Below are 18403 nucleotides of genomic sequence, written 5' to 3' on the forward strand. Positions count from 1 at the left end.
CTTTTTCGGATCAGCTGCGAAGAATCAAAGTCAGAAATCTGTCTTCATCCGGCTCCGTATCTTCCAAAGTGAATCCGCTGCTTGAAAGCAGGCTAAACTGATTTGATTGTCTTTTTCGATGCTTGCCGCCCATTCCCGCACACTGGTAAACCCAGGGTCAGTCAGGAGTTTTTGCAATATCCGTTTTCCGTACCCTTGAAGCTGGTACAAAGGATTGACGATCAATCCGATATACGCCCGTTCCTCCACAAACTCTATAGAGACTATGCCTGCCGGCAGCTGCCCGTCATATGCCATAAGGACAGTATCGTCTTCATCTTTATTCAATCGTGCATACCACGCATCTAATGGCAGTATCGCATCCATTCTCCGACTGATATTATCGTCCTTAAACCAGTGTTCAAGTATTTTCAGCTCACGTTCCTTCAATATTTGAAATCTGTCTATTGAAACCATCTTCCCATCCCCCGTGCGAACCTTTTCTATTATTTCACAACAAAAAAAAGAAGGGCTTCGCGCCCTCCGTTTCTTATTTCTCAGATAATTTTCCGCCTGAATAAACGGCCTCTTTCAGCTCAATTCCGAGTGATTTGGCCATTTTTTTCAGTTTGGATTCTTCCATCGGCGTGACAAGGCTGAGTACCGTTCCTTCTTTACCGGCCCGCCCCGTCCGGCCGGATCTGTGAATGTACCCGTCTTCATTCGGGATGTCCGCGTGAATGACGTACGGAAGATCCTCGATATCGAGTCCGCGCGCCGCTATGTCAGTCGCCAGAAGCAGCGGAAATTCTCCTCGTTCAAACGCTGATAATATCTTTGCCCGCTCCATTTTTTTCGCTTCTCCGTGCAGGATGCCGAGATCCACGTGATGATAGGCGAGTTTTTCCGCATAGACGCTTAAATTGCCGATATCTCTGACGAACACGAGCGCCTGCATGCCGTTCAGCCGTGACAGCTTTTGCAATAGCTTCACTTTATCCCGCTGATCGCAGACGAGATATTGATGCGTGACCCGAGCTTTTTCCGCCGTATTCCGCTCCACCTTCAAAACGGCCGGTTCGTGTGCAATTCCCTTCAGCACCTCTTCTGTCTCCGGCTGCAGCGTAGCGGAAAAGCTTAAAAGCTGGCGGTCTTTCAGCGTCGTTTTAATGATTTTTTTCATTGTTTCACGGTGTTCCTTTGTCACGAGCTGATCCGCTTCATCAAGAACGATCGTCTTGACTTCATGCATTTTCAGCTTTTTTGCCTGAATCAATTCGAGCACCCTGCCCGGTGTGCCTGCAATGATATGCGGTTTATTTTTGAGCTTTTCCACCTGCTTTTTCACGTTTGCTCCGCCGATCAAAGACAGGGCGCGAAGATCGGAGCCTTTTTTCCAATCCTGAATCACCTGAAAAATCTGCATCACAAGCTCGCGGGACGGCGCTAAAATAATCACTTGCGGATGTTTTTGCTCCGGATTGATCCGCTCCAGAACCGGAAGCGTATACGCCAATGTTTTTCCCGTTCCCGTCGGGGATTCGGCGATGACGTCTTTCCCTTCCATGATCACCTGAGCGGCTTTTTCCTGAATGTCGGTCGGCTTCTGAAAGCCAGACGCCTTCCAGTTTTCGGCGATAAATGGTTGTGTATGCTGTAAAAATGGCCATGTTTGGGTCATGTCGTTCTCCTCAATTCTTAAAATCTACTCCATAGTATCTCAAATGCACGCGGCAAACGCAATTTTCTTTTTCCTTCCAAGCCTTTTAACAAACGGTCTCCTCCTTTATAATCATTAATGAGAAAGACACATAATGAAAAAGCGTGTCTGATAACGATAGAGGTGTAATGATGAGTATTTTATCCGTAAAAGATTTAAGCCACGGCTTCGGTGACCGTGCGCTTTTTAACAATGTATCGTTCCGTCTTTTAAAAGGGGAACACGTCGGCTTAATCGGAGCTAACGGCGAAGGTAAATCAACATTTATGAATATTATTACCGGAAAGCTTGAGCCTGATGAGGGAAAGGTTGAATGGGCGAAAAACGTGCGCGTCGGCTATCTCGATCAGCATACCGTGCTTGAAAAAGGAAAAACGGTCCGCGACGTGCTGAAAGATGCGTTCCATTACTTATTTGCGATGGAAGAAGAAATGAATGAGATTTACAACAAAATGGGCGAAGCGGACCCCGATGAGCTTGAGCAGCTGCTTGAAGATGTCGGTGTCATTCAGGACGCCCTGACAAATAATGATTTCTACGTGATTGACAGCAAAGTTGAAGAAATCGCCCGCGGCCTCGGCCTGCAGGATGTCGGCCTTGACCGCGATGTCACTGACTTAAGCGGCGGACAGCGGACGAAAGTGCTGCTCGCCAAGCTGCTTTTGGAAAAACCGGAAATCCTCCTGTTGGACGAACCGACCAACTACCTTGATGAGCAGCATATTGAATGGCTGAAACGCTATTTGCAGGAATATGAAAATGCGTTCATCTTAATTTCTCACGACATTCCGTTTTTAAACAGCGTGATCAATTTGATTTATCATGTGGAAAATCAAGAGCTGACGCGTTATGTCGGCGACTACCATCAGTTTATGGAAGTATACGAGGTGAAAAAACAGCAGCTCGAAGCGGCCTACAAAAAGCAGCAGCAGGAAGTGGCTGAGCTGAAAGATTTCGTCGCCCGCAACAAAGCGCGGGTCAGCACGAGAAATATGGCGATGTCCCGCCAAAAGAAACTCGATAAGATGGATATGATTGAGCTGGCGGCTGAAAAACCGAAACCGGAATTCCATTTCAAGCCGGCGAGAACGTCAGGCAAGCTGATTTTTGAAACGAAGGACTTAGTCATCGGCTACGATACCCCGCTGTCACGTCCGCTCAACCTCAGAATGGAACGCGGACAGAAAGTCGCCCTGTACGGCGCGAACGGCATCGGGAAAACGACGCTGTTAAAAAGCCTGCTCGGTGAAATTCAGCCGCTGGAAGGCACGGTGGAACGCGGCGAGCATCAATACACGGGCTATTTCGAGCAGGAAGTAAAAGAAACCAATAACAATACGTGCATCGAAGAAGTGTGGAGCGAATTTCCTTCCTTTACCCAGTACGAAATCCGCGCCGCCCTCGCCAAATGCGGCCTGACCACTAAACACATTGAAAGCCGCGTCTCCGTATTAAGCGGAGGAGAAAAAGCGAAGGTCAGACTGTGCAAGCTGATCAATTCAGAAACAAATCTGCTCGTGCTTGACGAGCCGACAAACCACCTGGATGTCGATGCGAAAGAAGAGCTGAAACGCGCGCTGAAAGAATACAAAGGCTCCATTCTGCTCATTTCCCACGAACCGGAGTTCTATATGGATATCGCGACGGAAACATGGAACTGCGAGTCTTGGACGACGAAAGTGCTGTAAACACAAAAAGGAACTCCCGCCTGTGCGGAAGTTCCTTTTTTTCTTAATGTCCGGCTTTTATTCCGGCGAGATGTTTGCGTCCCATGAGAAGGACAAGCATGCCGACAAAAACGACGATCCCGCCTACTGTATATGGTGTGCTTGCGGTAAAGTGTTCTGACAGCATTCCGGCAATCCACGGAGCGAGCGCACCGCCGATAAAGCGGACTGAGCTGTAGGCTGAAGACGCGATTGAACGTTCAACCGGCGCAGAACCCATCACAGCGGTTGTCATGATCGTATTCACCATACCGAGCACGGCACCGGCGACAACGATACATGTAATGATCAATGTCTGATGGTCAGTACAGATCCCCATAACGATGAGAATGACCGCAAAGGCGATAAAGAGAACGACGAGCGAACGCACTGTTCCCAGCGCTTTGTGCAAGAGCGGCGCCGTAAAGACTGACGTAATTGCCAGCAATAATCCCCAGCCGAAGAAGACGTATCCAAGACCGTGTTCATCTAAATCCAGAACGAACGGAGAATAAGCAAGCAAAATAAAAAATCCAAAGTTGTATAAGAATGCCGATACTGCCATTGTCAAAAGGCCTTTATATTTGAGCGCCTTCATCGCATCAAACACACCGACGCGTTTCGCCGGTTTCGGAAGCTTCGGCAGCATGAGTGAAATCGCGCAAAGCGCTATAAACATCAGGACAGACACTCCGAAGAACGGAGCGCGCCATGAAATGCTGCCAAGCTCTCCGCCTGCAAGCGGCCCGACGGAAATCCCCAAGCCGAGCGCGGCCTCATACAAAATAATGGCTTTGGCGCTGCCGCCGACAGATACCCCGACAATGACGGCAAGCGCGGTTGAAATAAAGAGAGCATTCCCAAGCCCCCAGCCGCCGCGATAGCCGACAAGCTGAGCGATTGAACTTGAGCTTCCGCCAAGGGCGGCAAACACGATGATAAAAATAAGTCCGAGAAGCAGCGTCCATTTCGCGCCGATCCAGCTGGAAATTGCGCCTGAGAAAAACATCATAAAACCGGTAACGAGTAAATAACTTGTAAATAACAGAGATACTTCACTAGGTGAAGCATGTAATTGTGCGGCAATCGCCGGAAGTATCGGGTCGACGAGTCCGATTCCCATAAAGGAAATCACACAGGCAAACGCAACCGCCCAAACGGCTTTCGGCTGGCTGAATAAGCCTGTTTTCTGTTGTGATGATGTATCCATTTGATCAGACCTCCTATTTAATCCATTAAAAGAAACGCTATCTTCATAGCGTTTACAGCAAAATCATTCGATTGATTGAATGGCGCGGTCAGCTTTTTCTTTCATTCCGTTAAGGCGCTCTTTAAAATGCAGAAATGTGCTGATCTTCTCATCAATCATCTCAAGCTGGTGGTTTAATGCGTGCTGAAGCTCTTCCAGCTTTGCTTTCCGTTCCTTCGGATCCAGTGACAACAAGTACCCCTCTTTGTTTAATTCCAGCTGACGGCTCATCTCCATAAACTGCTGAAGCTCCTGAAGGGAAAAACCGAGCACTTCTTTTGTGCTGGTGACTTTTTCAAGCTCCTCCATATCATCTTCAGAGTAAAGCCGGACGCCGCCTTCTGTCCGTTTAGGAGCAGGAATCAAACCAATCTCCTCGTAAAAACGAATGGTTCGTTTTGTCAATCCGCTTCGTTTGGCAACTTGATCAATCTTCATCCATTCCAAGGTGAATCCCCCTCTTGTCGTTTCTGTTTCTATTATACACCATTTGAACCTTAACGTAAACGTAAAGGTTTGGTTTTTCTGCTTGAAAAATATGAGGATGATGAAGAGAATAAATGTTATTATTAGTTATAAATAGATATAAATAATGATATACAGGGGGATACTATGAAATTTGTTTTTGACTTGGATGGAACGATATGTTTTAAAGGAAAACCCGTTTCCAGCGTGATAGCTGATGCAATCCTCACCTTGCAGGACGAAGGGCATGAAGCAGTCTTCGCTTCTGCCAGACCGATTCGTGATATGATACCGGTTCTTGACAAACACTTTCATAATTCGTATCTCATCGGCGGAAACGGCGCGTTGTCTTCCAGCACGGGAAAGATCGTTCACACACACTGTTTTACAGATGAACAAAGAAAAACAATTTTACATCTGATTGAAAAATACAATGCGTCATACTTAATTGACAGTGATTGGAACTATGCTTACACAGGTCCTGCCACCCACCCGATTTTAAAACAAGTTGATGAACTTAAACTGGCGAAAATTGTGACGGTTGAAGAAATGGAGTCTTTTGTTAAGATTTTGATTGTTGAAGCAGATGACATGGACGCGATGGCGCGGGAGCTTGAACATGAAGATATGGTAGTGCATAAACATACGAATGAAAACCTGATTGACATCAGTCCTGCCAATATTCATAAATGGAGCGCCTTGCAAAGAATTCCGGTGAATGCTGAAGAATATATTGCCTTCGGAAATGATACAAACGATATTACAATGTTTCAAAACGCTGCTTACGCGGTAAGAATCGGCTGTCATCCTGATTTGGAGCCTTATGCAGACGAGACGATTCCGACTGAAGAGAATACTGAAGAAGCAATTGCACAAAAAATAACGGAGCTTTCCCAAAGATATAAAGCGCTGGCTCCTCTCGTTTGATATATAAAACCGATCTCAGATCGGTTTTTTACTTTTTGTAACATTTTATTTAAAAAATAACATGTTTATGTTATTATCCATTATAACTAGTTATAACCAATTATAAATAGTTAATATTCAAATATGTTCGGAGGTATTCACATTGACCAGTATAAGCGGCTGTCCACTGACCGAAGGTATCATCGGCAAGATGACAGCAAATCGTTTTTCCTTTTATGAAGAAGCTCTGCAGCACAATGACCCATTGTGGTCAGACGACTTGAATGCCTGGCTGATCTTTCGCTATGATTTCATTTCTCATTTTTTAAAAGACAAGCGATTTACAGCCAACAGAAAAAAAGAGTTTTTCGAAAAACTGAACATCGCAGAAGAAGAAAAACAATTTTTAACGTCTTTCTATTCGAAATGGCTTATGTATATGGATGCACCTGAACATACGCAATTGCGAAGAAAAGTGCAACTTCCTATTAACAAAATAAATGCCCGAATAACCGAAATCTCACAAAGCGCTGCAAACTCTGTTTTCAGCCGCATTCCCCTTAAAGAGGGACAAGCGGTTATAGACGCGGTAAGTGAAATCGCCGACCCGTTTATAAACAACGTTATGGCAGACTTGCTTGGATTAAGCGTTAAAGATTATTCAACTATTTTAGCTGAAGCAACAAGCGCAGTAGACTTCCTTTGGAACCCTCACCCAGATCACTCACACATCCAAAACGCCATAGCATCCATTAAGAAAACCTACAGACTGATTAATGAAATAATAGACGATGAACGTTTTGAAGAGGACAGACTGTTCGACTGCGTTTTAAAAAGCATCGGCACACATCAGGAATCCCTCGCGCTGATCATTAATATTGTTATTGACGGGCATGAACCGTTTTTAAGCGCTATTAAAACGTTTATGTATTTCTTCATCAAATACTCATCTGAAAACCCGTCATTTCTTGACAGTCTGCCGATTGAAACATTTGCCGAAGAGACACTGAGGCTGGAAATACCTTTTCCATACTGCGCCCGTAATGCGAATGAAGACATTCAAATCGGCAGCAAAACTATAAAAAAAGGCAACCGGGTAATCTTTTTTATTTCTGCGGGAAATGTAGACCCCCAACAATACATAAATCCTTCTTGTATTCATCAGCACAGTCACAAATCGGCACCGCTTACTTTTGGAGCAGGGAGTCATTACTGTGCGGGTGCGGTAATTACAAAGAAATCTTTGGCTATATTTGCAAAATCATTTCAAAAGGCTTTTCAGGGACAGAATCTTTCTCAATCAAAAGCCAGCTGGATGGATACGTTCGGTTTCAGAACGCTGAATCATCTGACTATCATCAGTACAAAAGCAGCGGAGATCCCATCATATCAGGAGGAGAGCAACATTGTTAACAAATTGGATGAATCGAACCTTCAAGCTTAAAGCGCATGAGACGACTGTTCAGCGGGAATTTCTTTCGGGGCTAACTGCCTTTTTCACAGTTGCGTATATAGTTATCGTCAATGCCTCAATTTTAAAGGATGCCGGCATGAGCCAAGAAGCATCCGCAATCGCAACCTCTATCACTTGTTTTTTAGGCTGTCTGATGATAGCCTTCTGGGCAAATTCCCCTTTAGTGATTATTCCCGGAATGGGTGAAAATATATTTTTTTCATATACCATTGTCCGTGCTCTCGGCTTTTCATGGCAAGAAGGCTTGGCTATTGTATTCATTTCAGGCGTTTTATACACCATTATTGCATTTTCTCCTTTAGCGGCATCTTTAACAAAATCCATTCCTCTTTCAATGAAAAGTGCGATTACTGTCGGCATAGGCTTGTTTATTACTTTTATCGGCCTGCAAAAAGGCGGTATCGTGACGGCAAATAAGCAAAATCTTATTGAATTGGGGGATTTGACAAGTCCCAAAACTTTGCTTACGCTGGTTTCTTTGCTTATCACAGCGGTTTTATTTATCAGGAATGTAAAGGGCGGACTTCTTATCAGCATTGCAGCAGGTGCGCTTCTGGCAATTCCGTTCGGTTTTACCGAATGGGACGGTTCGAGTGATTGGTCAGCAGGACTGCGGCAGTACCAGCATTTATTCGGAGCATTTTCGTTTGATCGCTTCCTTACACTTCCCTTTTGGACGGCTGTGTTTTCGTTAACCATGATTTTGCTGTTTCAAAATCTGGGAACGATCCAAACTTTTGAAAAAAACGAGAGAAAATTCACTCACGCTTACCGAGCGACAGGAGTTTCAAATATCTTTGCGGGAACGTTTGGCACAAGCTCTACAGTGGCTGCATTGGAAAGTTCTGTCGGTATTGCTTCCGGCGCGAGAACGGGTCTGTCCTCGGCTGTAGTCGGTTTATTATTTTTATGCTCGGTATTTTTTATGCCTGTTATTAAAGCCATACCTGACAGCGCTATCGCTCCTATCTTAATTTTAATCGGAAGCTTGATGCTTCAAAGTATACGTGACATTCACTTCAATGATGTGACAGAATATTTTCCGGCATTTTTAACGATTGTCTTAATTCCTTTAACCTATAATATTGCCGACGGCATGGCATTTGGGTTTATTTCTTATCCTCTGATTAAAATCCTGTGTGGAAAAGGGAAAGAGCTAAATGTCACCGTTTGCTTCGTTGCGTGTTTATTTTTGCTAAACTATTTATTATTTTTATAACGAAACAAAAAACCAGTGAAGCATACACGCTCCGCTGGTTTTTTGTCTCGATTAGCTGAACCCCTGTCACTGATGGAAACTGCTTAGTGCTCTAACAATGCGGTGAAGCGGTTCAAAGCAACGTTTTTACGATAATAAGGCTTGTGTAAAAAAGCGCGGCGTGCATCCGCATTCTATTAATTCTCAAGTTCTTCAATCATCAGTGACAATTCGGTCCAGCGCTCCATCGCCGCTTCAAGCTCTTCAGCCGTTTTTGCCTGTTCGGCCATCAGTTCTTGAATCTTTCCGAAATCACTTCCCGCTTCAGCGATTTCCGCTTCCAAACGCTGATGCTTTTCTTCAAGGCCGGCGATTTTGTCTTCGATGCCGTCCCATTCGATCTGATCCTTGTACGAAAGCTTTTTGCGCTTTTTCTTCGGCTCTTCTTCCGCCTTTTTCTCTTCGGCCGGCTGTTTTACCGCAGTCTTCTTCGCTTTTGCGTATTCCATGTATTCACTGTACGAACCTTGGAAACGCGAAATGATGCCTTGTCCTTCAAATACGATCAGGCGGTCCACAACACGGTCAAGGAAATAGCGGTCATGGGATACGGTAATGACGACGCCCGGAAACTGTTCGATGTAATCTTCGAGCACGCTTAATGTTTCTGTGTCCAGATCATTGGTCGGCTCATCTAAAAACAGCACATTCGGCTCCTGCATCAGTACATTCAGCAAGTACAGACGGCGCTTTTCCCCGCCTGACAGCTTTCTGATATATGTCTGCTGCATCGGGCGCGGGAACAGAAAGCGCTCAAGCATTTGTTCCGCGGTGATGACATCACCTTCCGCCGTCTTGACGATTTCAGCCGTCTCTTTTATATAGTCAATGACTTTCATATCGCCGTTCATTTCGCTGTGGTCCTGGGTGTAGTACCCGATCCTGACCGTCTGCCCGATGGTGATGCGGCCGCTGTCTGGCTGAATTCTGCCGGCGAGGCTGTTTAAAAGTGTCGTTTTCCCGATTCCGTTCGGCCCGATGATGCCGATTCTTTCACCCGGGATGACAAGCTCGTTAAATTGGCTGATCAGCGCTTGGCCGTCGTAGGTGAGGGTGACGTTTTCCGCTTCTATCACCTGTTTTCCGAGACGGTGGGACCCGATCGCGAAATCGAGCGATCCGGAGACTGCCGGCCCTTTTTGCTCCTTGAGCGCCTCCGCTCTGTCCACTCTCGCTTTTTGTTTCGTCGAGCGTGCTTTCGCTCCTCTTCTGAGCCACGCCAATTCGCGGCGCAGGAGGTTTTGACGTTTCGTTTCTTTCTGCTCTGCCAGCGCCTCCCGTTCGGCCCGTTTTTCCAGGAATACTTCATAGTTTCCCTTATACGTATAAAGGCTGCCTCTCTCAAGCTCGTAAATTCTGTTCGTCACCCTGTTCAGAAAATACCTGTCGTGCGTGACAAGCATGACGGCGCCCGGATATTGCGATAAGTAGCCTTCCAGCCATTCAATCGTTTCATTGTCCAAATGGTTTGTCGGTTCATCCAAAATAAGCAGGTCAGCCGGCTGGATGACGTTTTTCGCAATCGCGACGCGCTTTTTCTGGCCGCCGGACAGCTCGCTGACATCCTTCATCAAGTCGGTGACACCGAGTTTGGTTAAAACCGTTTTGGCTAATGTATTCGCCTCCCACGCGTCATTCGCGTCCATTCTCGCCTGCGCATCAAGCAGGTGCTTTTGGCGCTGTTCATTTTCCGGCTCTTCATTCAGCTCCTGAAGCGCTTTTTCGTACTCCCGCATCGTTCTCATGACGGCTGAGTCGCCGGAATAAATATGCTCAAGGACGGTTTGTCCGGCAGGAAGCTCAGGGTCCTGATGCAAAAACTCAATATGCACGTTTCCTGAAGCCGTCATCTCGCCTTCCTCCGTTGATTCGAGGCCGGCAATGGTTTTCAGAAGCGTGGACTTCCCCGTTCCGTTCGGGCCGATTAAACCGATTCTTTCATTCTCTTCAATATGAAAGGAGATATGGTCGAATAATGTCTTTTCTCCGTATGTTTTATAAAGGTTTTCCGCTTTTATGATGCTCATGGTTCCTATCAATCCTCACGTAAGTTCATGTGTTCATTTTAAATCAGGCGCTGGAATAAAACTAGTAAAAGGGCAGACAAATTTCTTGGAAGCGATCATTTTGTCCGAAGAATGTTTCCGCCTCTCCTTTTATACACTGGAGGTGAAGAGGTGATGACATGATCAGCATCAGTTTATGCGTTATCGTGAAAAATGAAGAGGAAGTGCTTGCGGGCTGTCTTGATTCCGTCAAAGACATTGCGGATGAAATTGTGATTGCTGATACGGGGTCGACCGACCGGACGAAAGAAATCGCGGCCCGTTATACGGATAAGATTTATGATTTTGAATGGATCGATCACTTTGCGGCCGCCCGTAATTTTGCGTTTTCGAAAGCGGAAATGGAATATATTCTGTGGCTGGACGCCGACGATATGCTGACGGAAAAGGATCGTGAAAAACTGATTGAACTGAAGGCGTCGCTTTCAAAAGAGGTGGACGCGGTATCCATGTATTATCACGTCGGCTTTGATGATCGGGGAGAGGTCAGCTTCAGATACCGCCGCAACCGTCTCGTCAAGCGGGAAAAAGGGTTCCGCTGGATCGGAGCCGTGCATGAATATCTGGAAGTATACGGAAACATCATAGAAACCGATATCGCCGTCACACACCGCAAATCCGAGAAAAAGCACTCGCCTCCCTCAGACCGCAACCTGAGGATTTACGAGAAAATGGCGGAAAACAGTGAAACGATGACACCGCGCGATTTATTTTATTTCGCGAATGAATTAAAGGATCACGGCCAGTATCAGCGCGCCATTACGTATTATCACCATTTTCTTTCCACTAAACAGTGCTGGATCGAAGACGAGATCAGAACGTGCCAATATCTATTCGATTGCTACAGGGCGGTCGGCCATGAAGAGGCCGCCATGACGTCGCTCTTAAAATCATTTTTGATTGATTGTCCGCGGCCGGAGTTCTGCTGCAGGCTTGGCGACTATTTTGCGGAGAAACGGCAATACCGGCAGGGCGTGTTTTGGTATGAGCTCGCCCTATCCGCCACATACAGCGATTCAGGCTTTACCCAGCTCGAATATTCCACCTGGTATCCTCATCTGCAGCTCTGCGTCTGCCACTGGCAGCTCGGCGACAGAGAAAAAGCGAAGATTCATAACGACAAAGCCGCCTCCTATCACCCGTCACATCCGAGCGTACTGTATAATCAAAACGTGCTCGGCACATAACATCAAAAAAAGAGCTGCCCCCTGTAAGAGGGCAGCTCCTTATTCATTACGCCGTCGGAATACCTCCGCTGACACTGTAGATCTGGGATGTCACATAGCTCGATTCTTCTGAGGCCAAAAAGACATAAATCCCTGCAAGCTCCGCGGGCTGGCCGGCACGCTGTAATGGCACGGCCGGTGTTTCCTTGCCGAATTTCGGAATGTTTTCACCGGGCTGTCCTCCGGAAATCTGAAGCGGCGTCCAGATCGGCCCCGGCGCTACAGAGTTGACTCTGATTCCTTTATTCGCCAGCTGCTTTCCTAAGCCGACGGTAAAGCCGATAATGGCATGTTTCGTCGCGGCATAATCCAACAGCATCGGACTTGGATTGTACCCTTCGACAGAAGTTGTCGTGATAATAGACGCACCTTCCGGCAGATACGGAAGCGCGGCTTTGACGAGCCAATACAGCGAGAACACGTTGACTTCGAATGTTTGATAGATTTGTTCTGTGGCAAGATCGCTGATATCATCCACTGCCTGCTGTTTGCCGGCGACAAGAGCGAGCGTGTCAAGACCGCCAAGCTCTTGATACGCTTTTTCCGCCAATTCTCCGCAAAACGCTTCATCGCTTAAATCTCCCGGCAGCAGAACGGCTTTTCTTCCCTCTTTTTCAATTAACGCTTTCACTTCTTCAGCATCCGGCTGTTCCTCAGGCAGATAGTTAATCGCCACATCCGCCCCTTCCCGGGCATAAGCAATCGCGGCGGCCCGGCCGATCCCCGAATCGCCGCCGGTGACGAGGGCTTTTCTTCCCTTCAGCTTGCCGGCTCCTTTATAGCTTGTTTCGCCGCAGTCCGGCACAGGCTTCATCTCTTTCTGCAAACCGGGCGGTTCTTGATATTGTTTTGGAAATTCATCATGATCATATTTCGTCAGCGGGTTGTGCAGATTTGCATCAGACATACAAAACTCTCCTTTATCATTGGTGATGTATTGGTATGTGTACCCCTGAGCATAGCGGATCAAACGTATGAAATGCAGTTTCCGAATAATGGAGAGAAAACAAAAAAGGAGCCCATAAGCTCCCCTTTTTTATGAATCTCCGAGCACATTTTCAGCCATTTTCGCTAAATGCTGGGCGCTTCCTGAAATCTCCTGCATCGTGGCAGAAATTTGTTCAACCGCCGCCGCTTGGCCGTCTGTGTTCTGGTTGATGGATTCAATAGAGTCCTCCAGCCCTTTCAGCAGGCTGTGGATTTTTTTCGTAATCTGGTCAATTTGTCCGACGTTGTCTTTTGAATGAGTGGCAAGCTTGCGGATCTCGTCCGCCACCACGGAAAAGCCCTTTCCGGATTCTCCCGCTCTCGCGGCTTCAATGGCCGCATTCAAACCGAGCAGATTGCTTTGATCTGAAATGCCCTTGACAGTGACGGAAATGTCGGCGATTTCTCCCGCGCTTTCACTGACTTGTTTCGCCTGAACGGAAATCCCGGACATCTGTGATGAAAAGCCGCTGATGGATTCTGAAATATCCGCGATGGCTGAAGCAGTCTGTTCCACGACGGCGGACAGGCTTTCAGCGACATCATGAAGCTTGGCTGATTTTTCAAGGCTCGTGCCGAGACCGACGCCGCCGATGACTTTTCCGTTTTCATCGTGAAGCGGGATCGCTCTGGCGATCAGCGGAAATCCGAACAGCTCTTTCGGCACCATGCTTGTCTTTTTCTGATTCAAACGGATTGCGTCTGTAATGATGTCTCCTTTTTGGAGCGGGTCTCCCGGCTTTACATTAAGAGAAAACGTTTTAGCCGGAATATTCACGATTAATTTTTCTGTATCATAAATCCCGATGGTGATGTCATCTTGGATCAGGCTGTTTAAAAAAGGCGCAACTTTGACAAAAGCGTCAAGCAGGCTGTGCGTTTGCTGTTCCGTCTGTATACTCATTTCTTTCACTCCTTCTTAATATGGGAATTGCCGTTTTTCATGCTGAACCGAAATCCATTTCAGCGTAGTGAATTCTTCCAGGCTCCATTCGCCGTTCAGCCTGCCGAGACCTGATTGCTTCTCGCCGCCGAACGCGACATTCGGTTCATCATTAATAGTCGTATCGTTGACGTGAATCATGCCGGTTTCGATCCGCTTAGCAAACTCAACGCCGCGCTCAACGTTTGCCGTATGCACGGCTCCGCTTAAACCGAACGGTGTCGCGTTTGCGATGCTTACCGCTTCATCCTCCGTTTCAAACGGCATGATGCAGACGGCCGGACCGAACAGCTCCTCCTTCGCGATGCTCATCTCAGGTTTCACATCTTTTAAAATGACGGGCTCAGCGACCGTTCCGCTGAATCGGCCGGACAGCACCGGAACCGCTCCCTCTTCTATCGCTTTTTCGACAGACCGTCTCAGACCTTCCGCCTGCCTCTCATTGATTAAAGGCCCGATCACCGTGTCAGGGTCCATCGGATCGCCGACTTTCAGCGATGACACTTTCGCTTCGTAAAGCTCTGTGAATTTGTCATATACAGATGTGTGTACGAGCACCCGGTTCGCCGACATGCAGATCTGGCCTTGATGCGTAAACCGGCTGAATACACCCGCATTGACGGCGTATTCGAGATCAGCGTCCTCAAGCACGATCAGCGCGCTGTTTCCGCCAAGCTCCAACAGCGGTTTTTTGAAGTGTTTGATCGCAAGCTGTCCGATATAGCTGCCCACTCCGGTTGAACCCGTAAATGAGATAATCCGCGGCACGGGATGCTCAACAAAACTGTCGCCGATCTCCCCGATATCCGTCACGATGACATTCAGCAGCCCGTCCGGTACGCCGGCCGCTTCAAAAATCTTCGCAATCAGTGTTCCGCCGCAGATCGGTGTTTCTTCATGAGGCTTCAGCACAACGCCGTTGCCAGCTCCGAGTGCCGGCGCAACTGATTTCACCGAAAGGAAAAACGGGAAGTTAAACGGGCTGATGACCCCGACGACGCCGGCCGGTATTCTGTACAGCCTGTTTTCTTTTCCGTCAATCGTGGACGGGAGAATTTTCCCTTCCATCCGCACCGGAAATGTTGCGGCTTCTTTTATCATATTTTTGACAAGTCCGATTTCAAACTCAGCCTTCAGCCTTGTTCCGCCAAGCTCCTCCATGATTAAGTAAATGATCGCTTCTTCGTGCTCTTCGATGAAAGATACGGCTTTTTCCAAAATGGCCCGCTTTTTAAAAGGATTGACTTTGTCCCATTCTTGTTTCGCAAGAGCCGCGGCGCGATACGCCGCATCTACGTCATCAGGCGTCGCTTTTCGGAATGAGGTGATGACTTTCTGAGTATAAGGATTCCTGTTTTCCAATACGTTCCGGCTGCTCCCATCCCTCCATCGGCCGCCGATAAACTGCTTATTTAGTTCTTCATATTGAAACATGTAAACATCTCCCTTTCACCGAAACTTGAAAATAGTTGATGAGTCATTTTTTGTATCGGTCTTAACGTAAGAAAATTGAACTATTTCACAATAAAATTACTGTTCCTTCCGCACATCGACGCTTTTGAGCTTTTTCCTTTTAAAGTGGAAAATTCTTTAATTGACTGTGCGAAATTTCGACAATATAATACAAACGTCAGTGTATATAATGATATGAATATTATGAATTTTCAGGAGGACCCATATGTCTTTATTATTTCGGAAAAAGCCGATCGCCGACTTAAAGGCCCAGAGCAAACAGGCCGGTCTGGCCCGCTCGTTAAGCGCTTTTGACTTGGTTTTACTCGGAATTGGCTGTGTTGTCGGCACGGGGATTTTTGTAATTACCGGGACCGTGGCCGCAACAGGGGCAGGGCCGGCTTTGATTCTGTCGTTTGTGCTCGCGGGTCTTGCCTGCGCGCTCGCAGCGTTTTGTTATGCGGAATTTTCTTCAACCATTCCGATTTCAGGCAGCGTATATACTTACTCCTATGTCACTCTCGGAGAATGTCTCGCGTTTTTGATCGGATGGGACTTAATGCTTGAATATGTCATTGCGATCGCCGCCGTCGCAACCGGCTGGTCATCGTATTTCCAGTCGCTTCTTGCGGGCTTCGGGCTGCATCTTCCGGAGGGGCTGACCGCCGCACCCGGAAGCAAAGCGGGCGCCGTGCTCAATCTGCCGGCCGTTATTATTATTTTGATGATTACCGCGATTGTTTCAAGAGGCGTGAAAGAAAGCACCCGCTTTAATAATGTCATTGTTTTGATGAAAATTGCCATCATTTTGCTGTTTATCATCGTCGGATTCGGCTACGTGAAACCGGAAAACTGGTCGCCGTTTATGCCGTTCGGAATGAAAGGCGTCATCACGAGCGCCGCGACCGTTTTCTTCGCGTATCTCGGATTTGATGCTGTGTCCAACGCATCGGAAGAAGTGAAGAACCCGCAGAAATCAATGCCGATCGGGATTATCGGCGCGCTCGCCATCTGCACCATTCTTTACATTACCGTATCGCTCGTTCTGACGGGAATGCTTTCGTACACTAAATTAAATGTCGGAGATCCGGTATCATTTGCGCTGCAGTTTGTCGGCCAGAACAAAATCGCGGGCATTATTTCCGTCGGCGCGATTATCGGGATTACAACAGTCATGCTTGCTCTGCTGTACGCTCAGGTGCGTCTCACATTTGCGATGAGCAGAGACGGTCTTTTGCCCCGCGTATTTTCCAAGGTGCACCCGCGTTTTAAAACACCGTTTCAAAACACCTGGGTGACGGGGATCGTTGCCGCCGGGCTCGCCGGTTTGATTGATTTGGGAACATTAGCCCATCTCGTCAATATGGGAACCTTGGCGGCCTTTACGGTCATCGCGATCGCCGTCATCGTTTTAAGAAAGAAACATCCGGAGATCAAATCTTCCTTCCGTGTTCCTTTCGTTCCTTTTGTGCCGATCATCAGCGCATGCTTCTGCCTCTATCTCGCAAGCAGCCTGCCCGGCGTGACATGGCTTTCCTTTGTCATCTGGATCGCCGCCGGGATCGTCGTTTATATGGTTTATTCGAGAAAACACAGTTTGTTAAACAAATAAAAAGGGAGGCTCTTTTTTCGATTTGAGAAAGAAGAGCCTTTTTTGCTCTTGATCATTCATTCACCTTATGAATAATATGGTGTATGCTTTGCTTACATAAAAGGAGGAGAATCACTTTGGCAATTGCCGCACCGATGAAAGAAAAACCTGTCCATCGTCCCGATACAACCATGTATTCCATTTTATTGATTATCGGGATTTGTCATTTGCTGAACGATTCACTGCAAGCGGTGATTCCGGCGATGTTTCCTATTTTGGAACGTTCCATGAGCCTTACCTTTACACAGCTCGGAATGATCGCCTTTACGCTGAATATGGTGTCTTCCGTGATGCAGCCCGTCATCGGCTGGTATACGGATAAACGCCCGATGCCGTATGCCCTGCCGCTCGGACTCACCGCAAGCATGCTCGGCATTTTAGGTCTCGCGTTCGCCCCGTCTTTTCTGACGATTTTATGCTGTGTATTTTTTATCGGCCTTGGCTCCGCCGTTTTTCACCCTGAAGGATCGCGTGTCGCTTACATGGCCGCCGGCGAAAAGCGCGGCTTGGCGCAATCGATTTACCAAGTCGGCGGAAACACCGGTCAGGCGATGGCGCCCCTGATTACCGCGCTGATTCTCGTTCCGCTCGGTCAATTCGGCTCTGTCTGGTTTACGCTTGTCGCCGCAATCGCTGTGCTGTTTCTCATTTATATCGCCAAATGGTATAAAGGCCGCCTTATTCATTTGCGTGCCGCAAGTAAAAAATCACCGGCTGCCGCTGTGGAGACTGTGATTACAAAGCCGATTATTCTTGCCCTTATCATGATTATCTTCCTGATTTTCGCGCGTTCCTGGTATGTGAGCGCGATCGGCAACTTTTATACGTTCTATGCGATGAATGCCTATCATGTCAGCATTCAGCAGGCACAGAGCTACATCTTCGTCTTTTTATTCTTCGGGGCTGTCGGAACGTTTCTCGGCGGGCCGCTGGCAGACCGTTTCGGAAAGCGGAACGTCATTATCGTATCAATGATGGCATCGGCTCCCTTGACGATTTTCCTTCCGTTTGCGGGACCTGTCATCGCCTATGGCGTACTGGCGCTGATCGGCGTTGTCCTGATGTCCAGCTTCTCTGTGACCGTTGTCTACGCGCAGGAGCTCGTTCCGGGTAAAATCGGCACGATGTCAGGGCTTACGGTCGGGCTCGCCTTCGGAATGGGCGCGATCGGAGCCGTTGCACTCGGCGCCCTCATTGATTCCGCGGGATTGACGCCGACCATGACAGCCGTCGCCTTTCTGCCCGTTTTAGGACTGCTCGCGTTTGTCCTGCCGAGCGACAAAACATTAAAAGAATGGCATTCATAAAAAAATCCCTGCCT

At 47.5% G+C, this 18403-nt stretch carries 14 protein-coding genes and 1 pseudogene; 7 read left to right on the forward strand and 8 right to left on the reverse strand.

What is annotated here, in order from left to right; translation table 11 throughout:
• Window positions 1-10: 10 nt before the first annotated feature.
• Together AUL54_RS07000 and AUL54_RS07005 are read right to left on the reverse strand one after the other, a co-directional pair.
• Window positions 11-456 (reverse strand): annotated as a pseudogene (locus AUL54_RS07000) (GNAT family N-acetyltransferase).
• A gap of 73 nt (window positions 457-529) precedes the next feature.
• The gene (locus AUL54_RS07005) at window positions 530-1660 is read right to left on the reverse strand and encodes a DEAD/DEAH box helicase (RefSeq protein WP_060963351.1); all 1131 of its coding nucleotides are present in this window, start codon (window positions 1658-1660) and stop codon (window positions 530-532) included.
• 170 nt (window positions 1661-1830) lie between these two features.
• Between AUL54_RS07005 and AUL54_RS07010 the strand changes: the two genes are divergently transcribed.
• Window positions 1831-3387, forward strand: a complete 1557-nt coding sequence (locus AUL54_RS07010) for an ABC-F family ATP-binding cassette domain-containing protein (RefSeq protein ID WP_060963352.1) — start codon at window positions 1831-1833, stop codon at window positions 3385-3387.
• A 43-nt stretch (window positions 3388-3430) separates the two neighbouring features.
• Here the strand turns inward: AUL54_RS07010 and AUL54_RS07015 are convergent, their stop codons facing one another.
• Together AUL54_RS07015 and AUL54_RS07020 are read right to left on the reverse strand one after the other, a co-directional pair.
• Window positions 3431-4615 (reverse strand): MFS transporter, encoded by a 1185-nt coding sequence (locus AUL54_RS07015; protein WP_060963353.1) that lies wholly within the window; start codon window positions 4613-4615, stop codon window positions 3431-3433.
• 63 nt (window positions 4616-4678) lie between these two features.
• Window positions 4679-5101 (reverse strand): MerR family transcriptional regulator, encoded by a 423-nt coding sequence (locus AUL54_RS07020; RefSeq protein ID WP_060963354.1) that lies wholly within the window; start codon window positions 5099-5101, stop codon window positions 4679-4681.
• Window positions 5102-5266: 165 nt separating this feature from the next.
• Between AUL54_RS07020 and AUL54_RS07025 the strand changes: the two genes are divergently transcribed.
• The 3 genes from AUL54_RS07025 to AUL54_RS07035 all read left to right on the forward strand — a co-directional run bounded on the left by AUL54_RS07025 (window position 5267) and on the right by AUL54_RS07035 (window position 8718).
• The gene (locus AUL54_RS07025; protein WP_060963355.1) at window positions 5267-6046 is read left to right on the forward strand and encodes an HAD-IIB family hydrolase; all 780 of its coding nucleotides are present in this window, start codon (window positions 5267-5269) and stop codon (window positions 6044-6046) included.
• 142 nt (window positions 6047-6188) lie between these two features.
• Window positions 6189-7469 carry a cytochrome P450 gene (locus AUL54_RS07030; protein WP_060963356.1) on the forward strand — a complete coding sequence of 427 codons (1281 nt, stop codon included), beginning with the start codon at window positions 6189-6191 and terminating at the stop codon, window positions 7467-7469.
• Window positions 7447-8718: an NCS2 family permease gene (locus tag AUL54_RS07035; protein ID WP_060963357.1), complete on the forward strand. Its 1272-nt coding sequence runs from the start codon at window positions 7447-7449 to the stop codon at window positions 8716-8718. The genes AUL54_RS07030 and AUL54_RS07035 overlap by 23 nt, the downstream gene beginning before the upstream one ends.
• Before the next feature lie 176 nt (window positions 8719-8894).
• On the opposite strand, the gene AUL54_RS07040 is transcribed toward AUL54_RS07035, so the two are convergent.
• The gene (locus AUL54_RS07040; RefSeq protein WP_060963358.1) at window positions 8895-10784 is read right to left on the reverse strand and encodes an ABC-F family ATP-binding cassette domain-containing protein; all 1890 of its coding nucleotides are present in this window, start codon (window positions 10782-10784) and stop codon (window positions 8895-8897) included.
• Window positions 10785-10942: 158 nt separating this feature from the next.
• Between AUL54_RS07040 and AUL54_RS07045 the strand changes: the two genes are divergently transcribed.
• Window positions 10943-12010 carry a tetratricopeptide repeat-containing glycosyltransferase family 2 protein gene (locus AUL54_RS07045; protein WP_060963359.1) on the forward strand — a complete coding sequence of 356 codons (1068 nt, stop codon included), beginning with the start codon at window positions 10943-10945 and terminating at the stop codon, window positions 12008-12010.
• Window positions 12011-12056: 46 nt separating this feature from the next.
• On the opposite strand, the gene AUL54_RS07050 is transcribed toward AUL54_RS07045, so the two are convergent.
• The 3 genes from AUL54_RS07050 to AUL54_RS07060 all read right to left on the reverse strand — a co-directional run bounded on the left by AUL54_RS07050 (window position 12057) and on the right by AUL54_RS07060 (window position 15413).
• Complete coding sequence (locus tag AUL54_RS07050) at window positions 12057-12956, reverse strand: SDR family oxidoreductase (protein WP_032858503.1); 900 nt, start codon at window positions 12954-12956, stop codon at window positions 12057-12059.
• A gap of 129 nt (window positions 12957-13085) precedes the next feature.
• The gene (locus AUL54_RS07055; RefSeq protein WP_060963360.1) at window positions 13086-13940 is read right to left on the reverse strand and encodes a methyl-accepting chemotaxis protein; all 855 of its coding nucleotides are present in this window, start codon (window positions 13938-13940) and stop codon (window positions 13086-13088) included.
• Between the two features lie 15 nt (window positions 13941-13955).
• The gene (locus AUL54_RS07060) at window positions 13956-15413 is read right to left on the reverse strand and encodes a benzaldehyde dehydrogenase (protein ID WP_060963361.1); all 1458 of its coding nucleotides are present in this window, start codon (window positions 15411-15413) and stop codon (window positions 13956-13958) included.
• Window positions 15414-15657: 244 nt separating this feature from the next.
• Here AUL54_RS07060 and AUL54_RS07065 point away from each other — a divergent pair, with 244 nt between their 5' ends.
• Entirely contained in the window at window positions 15658-17043 is a 1386-nt protein-coding gene (locus AUL54_RS07065) for a branched-chain amino acid transporter BcaP (protein WP_060963362.1), read from the forward strand.
• Window positions 17044-17159: 116 nt separating this feature from the next.
• Window positions 17160-18389, forward strand: coding sequence for an MFS transporter (locus AUL54_RS07070; protein ID WP_016936965.1), 1230 nt, complete (start codon window positions 17160-17162; stop codon window positions 18387-18389).
• Window positions 18390-18403: the final 14 nt, after the last annotated feature.

The organism is Bacillus sp. SDLI1 (assembly GCF_001553895.1).
GTDB classification, from domain to species: Bacteria; Bacillota; Bacilli; order Bacillales; family Bacillaceae; genus Bacillus; species Bacillus siamensis.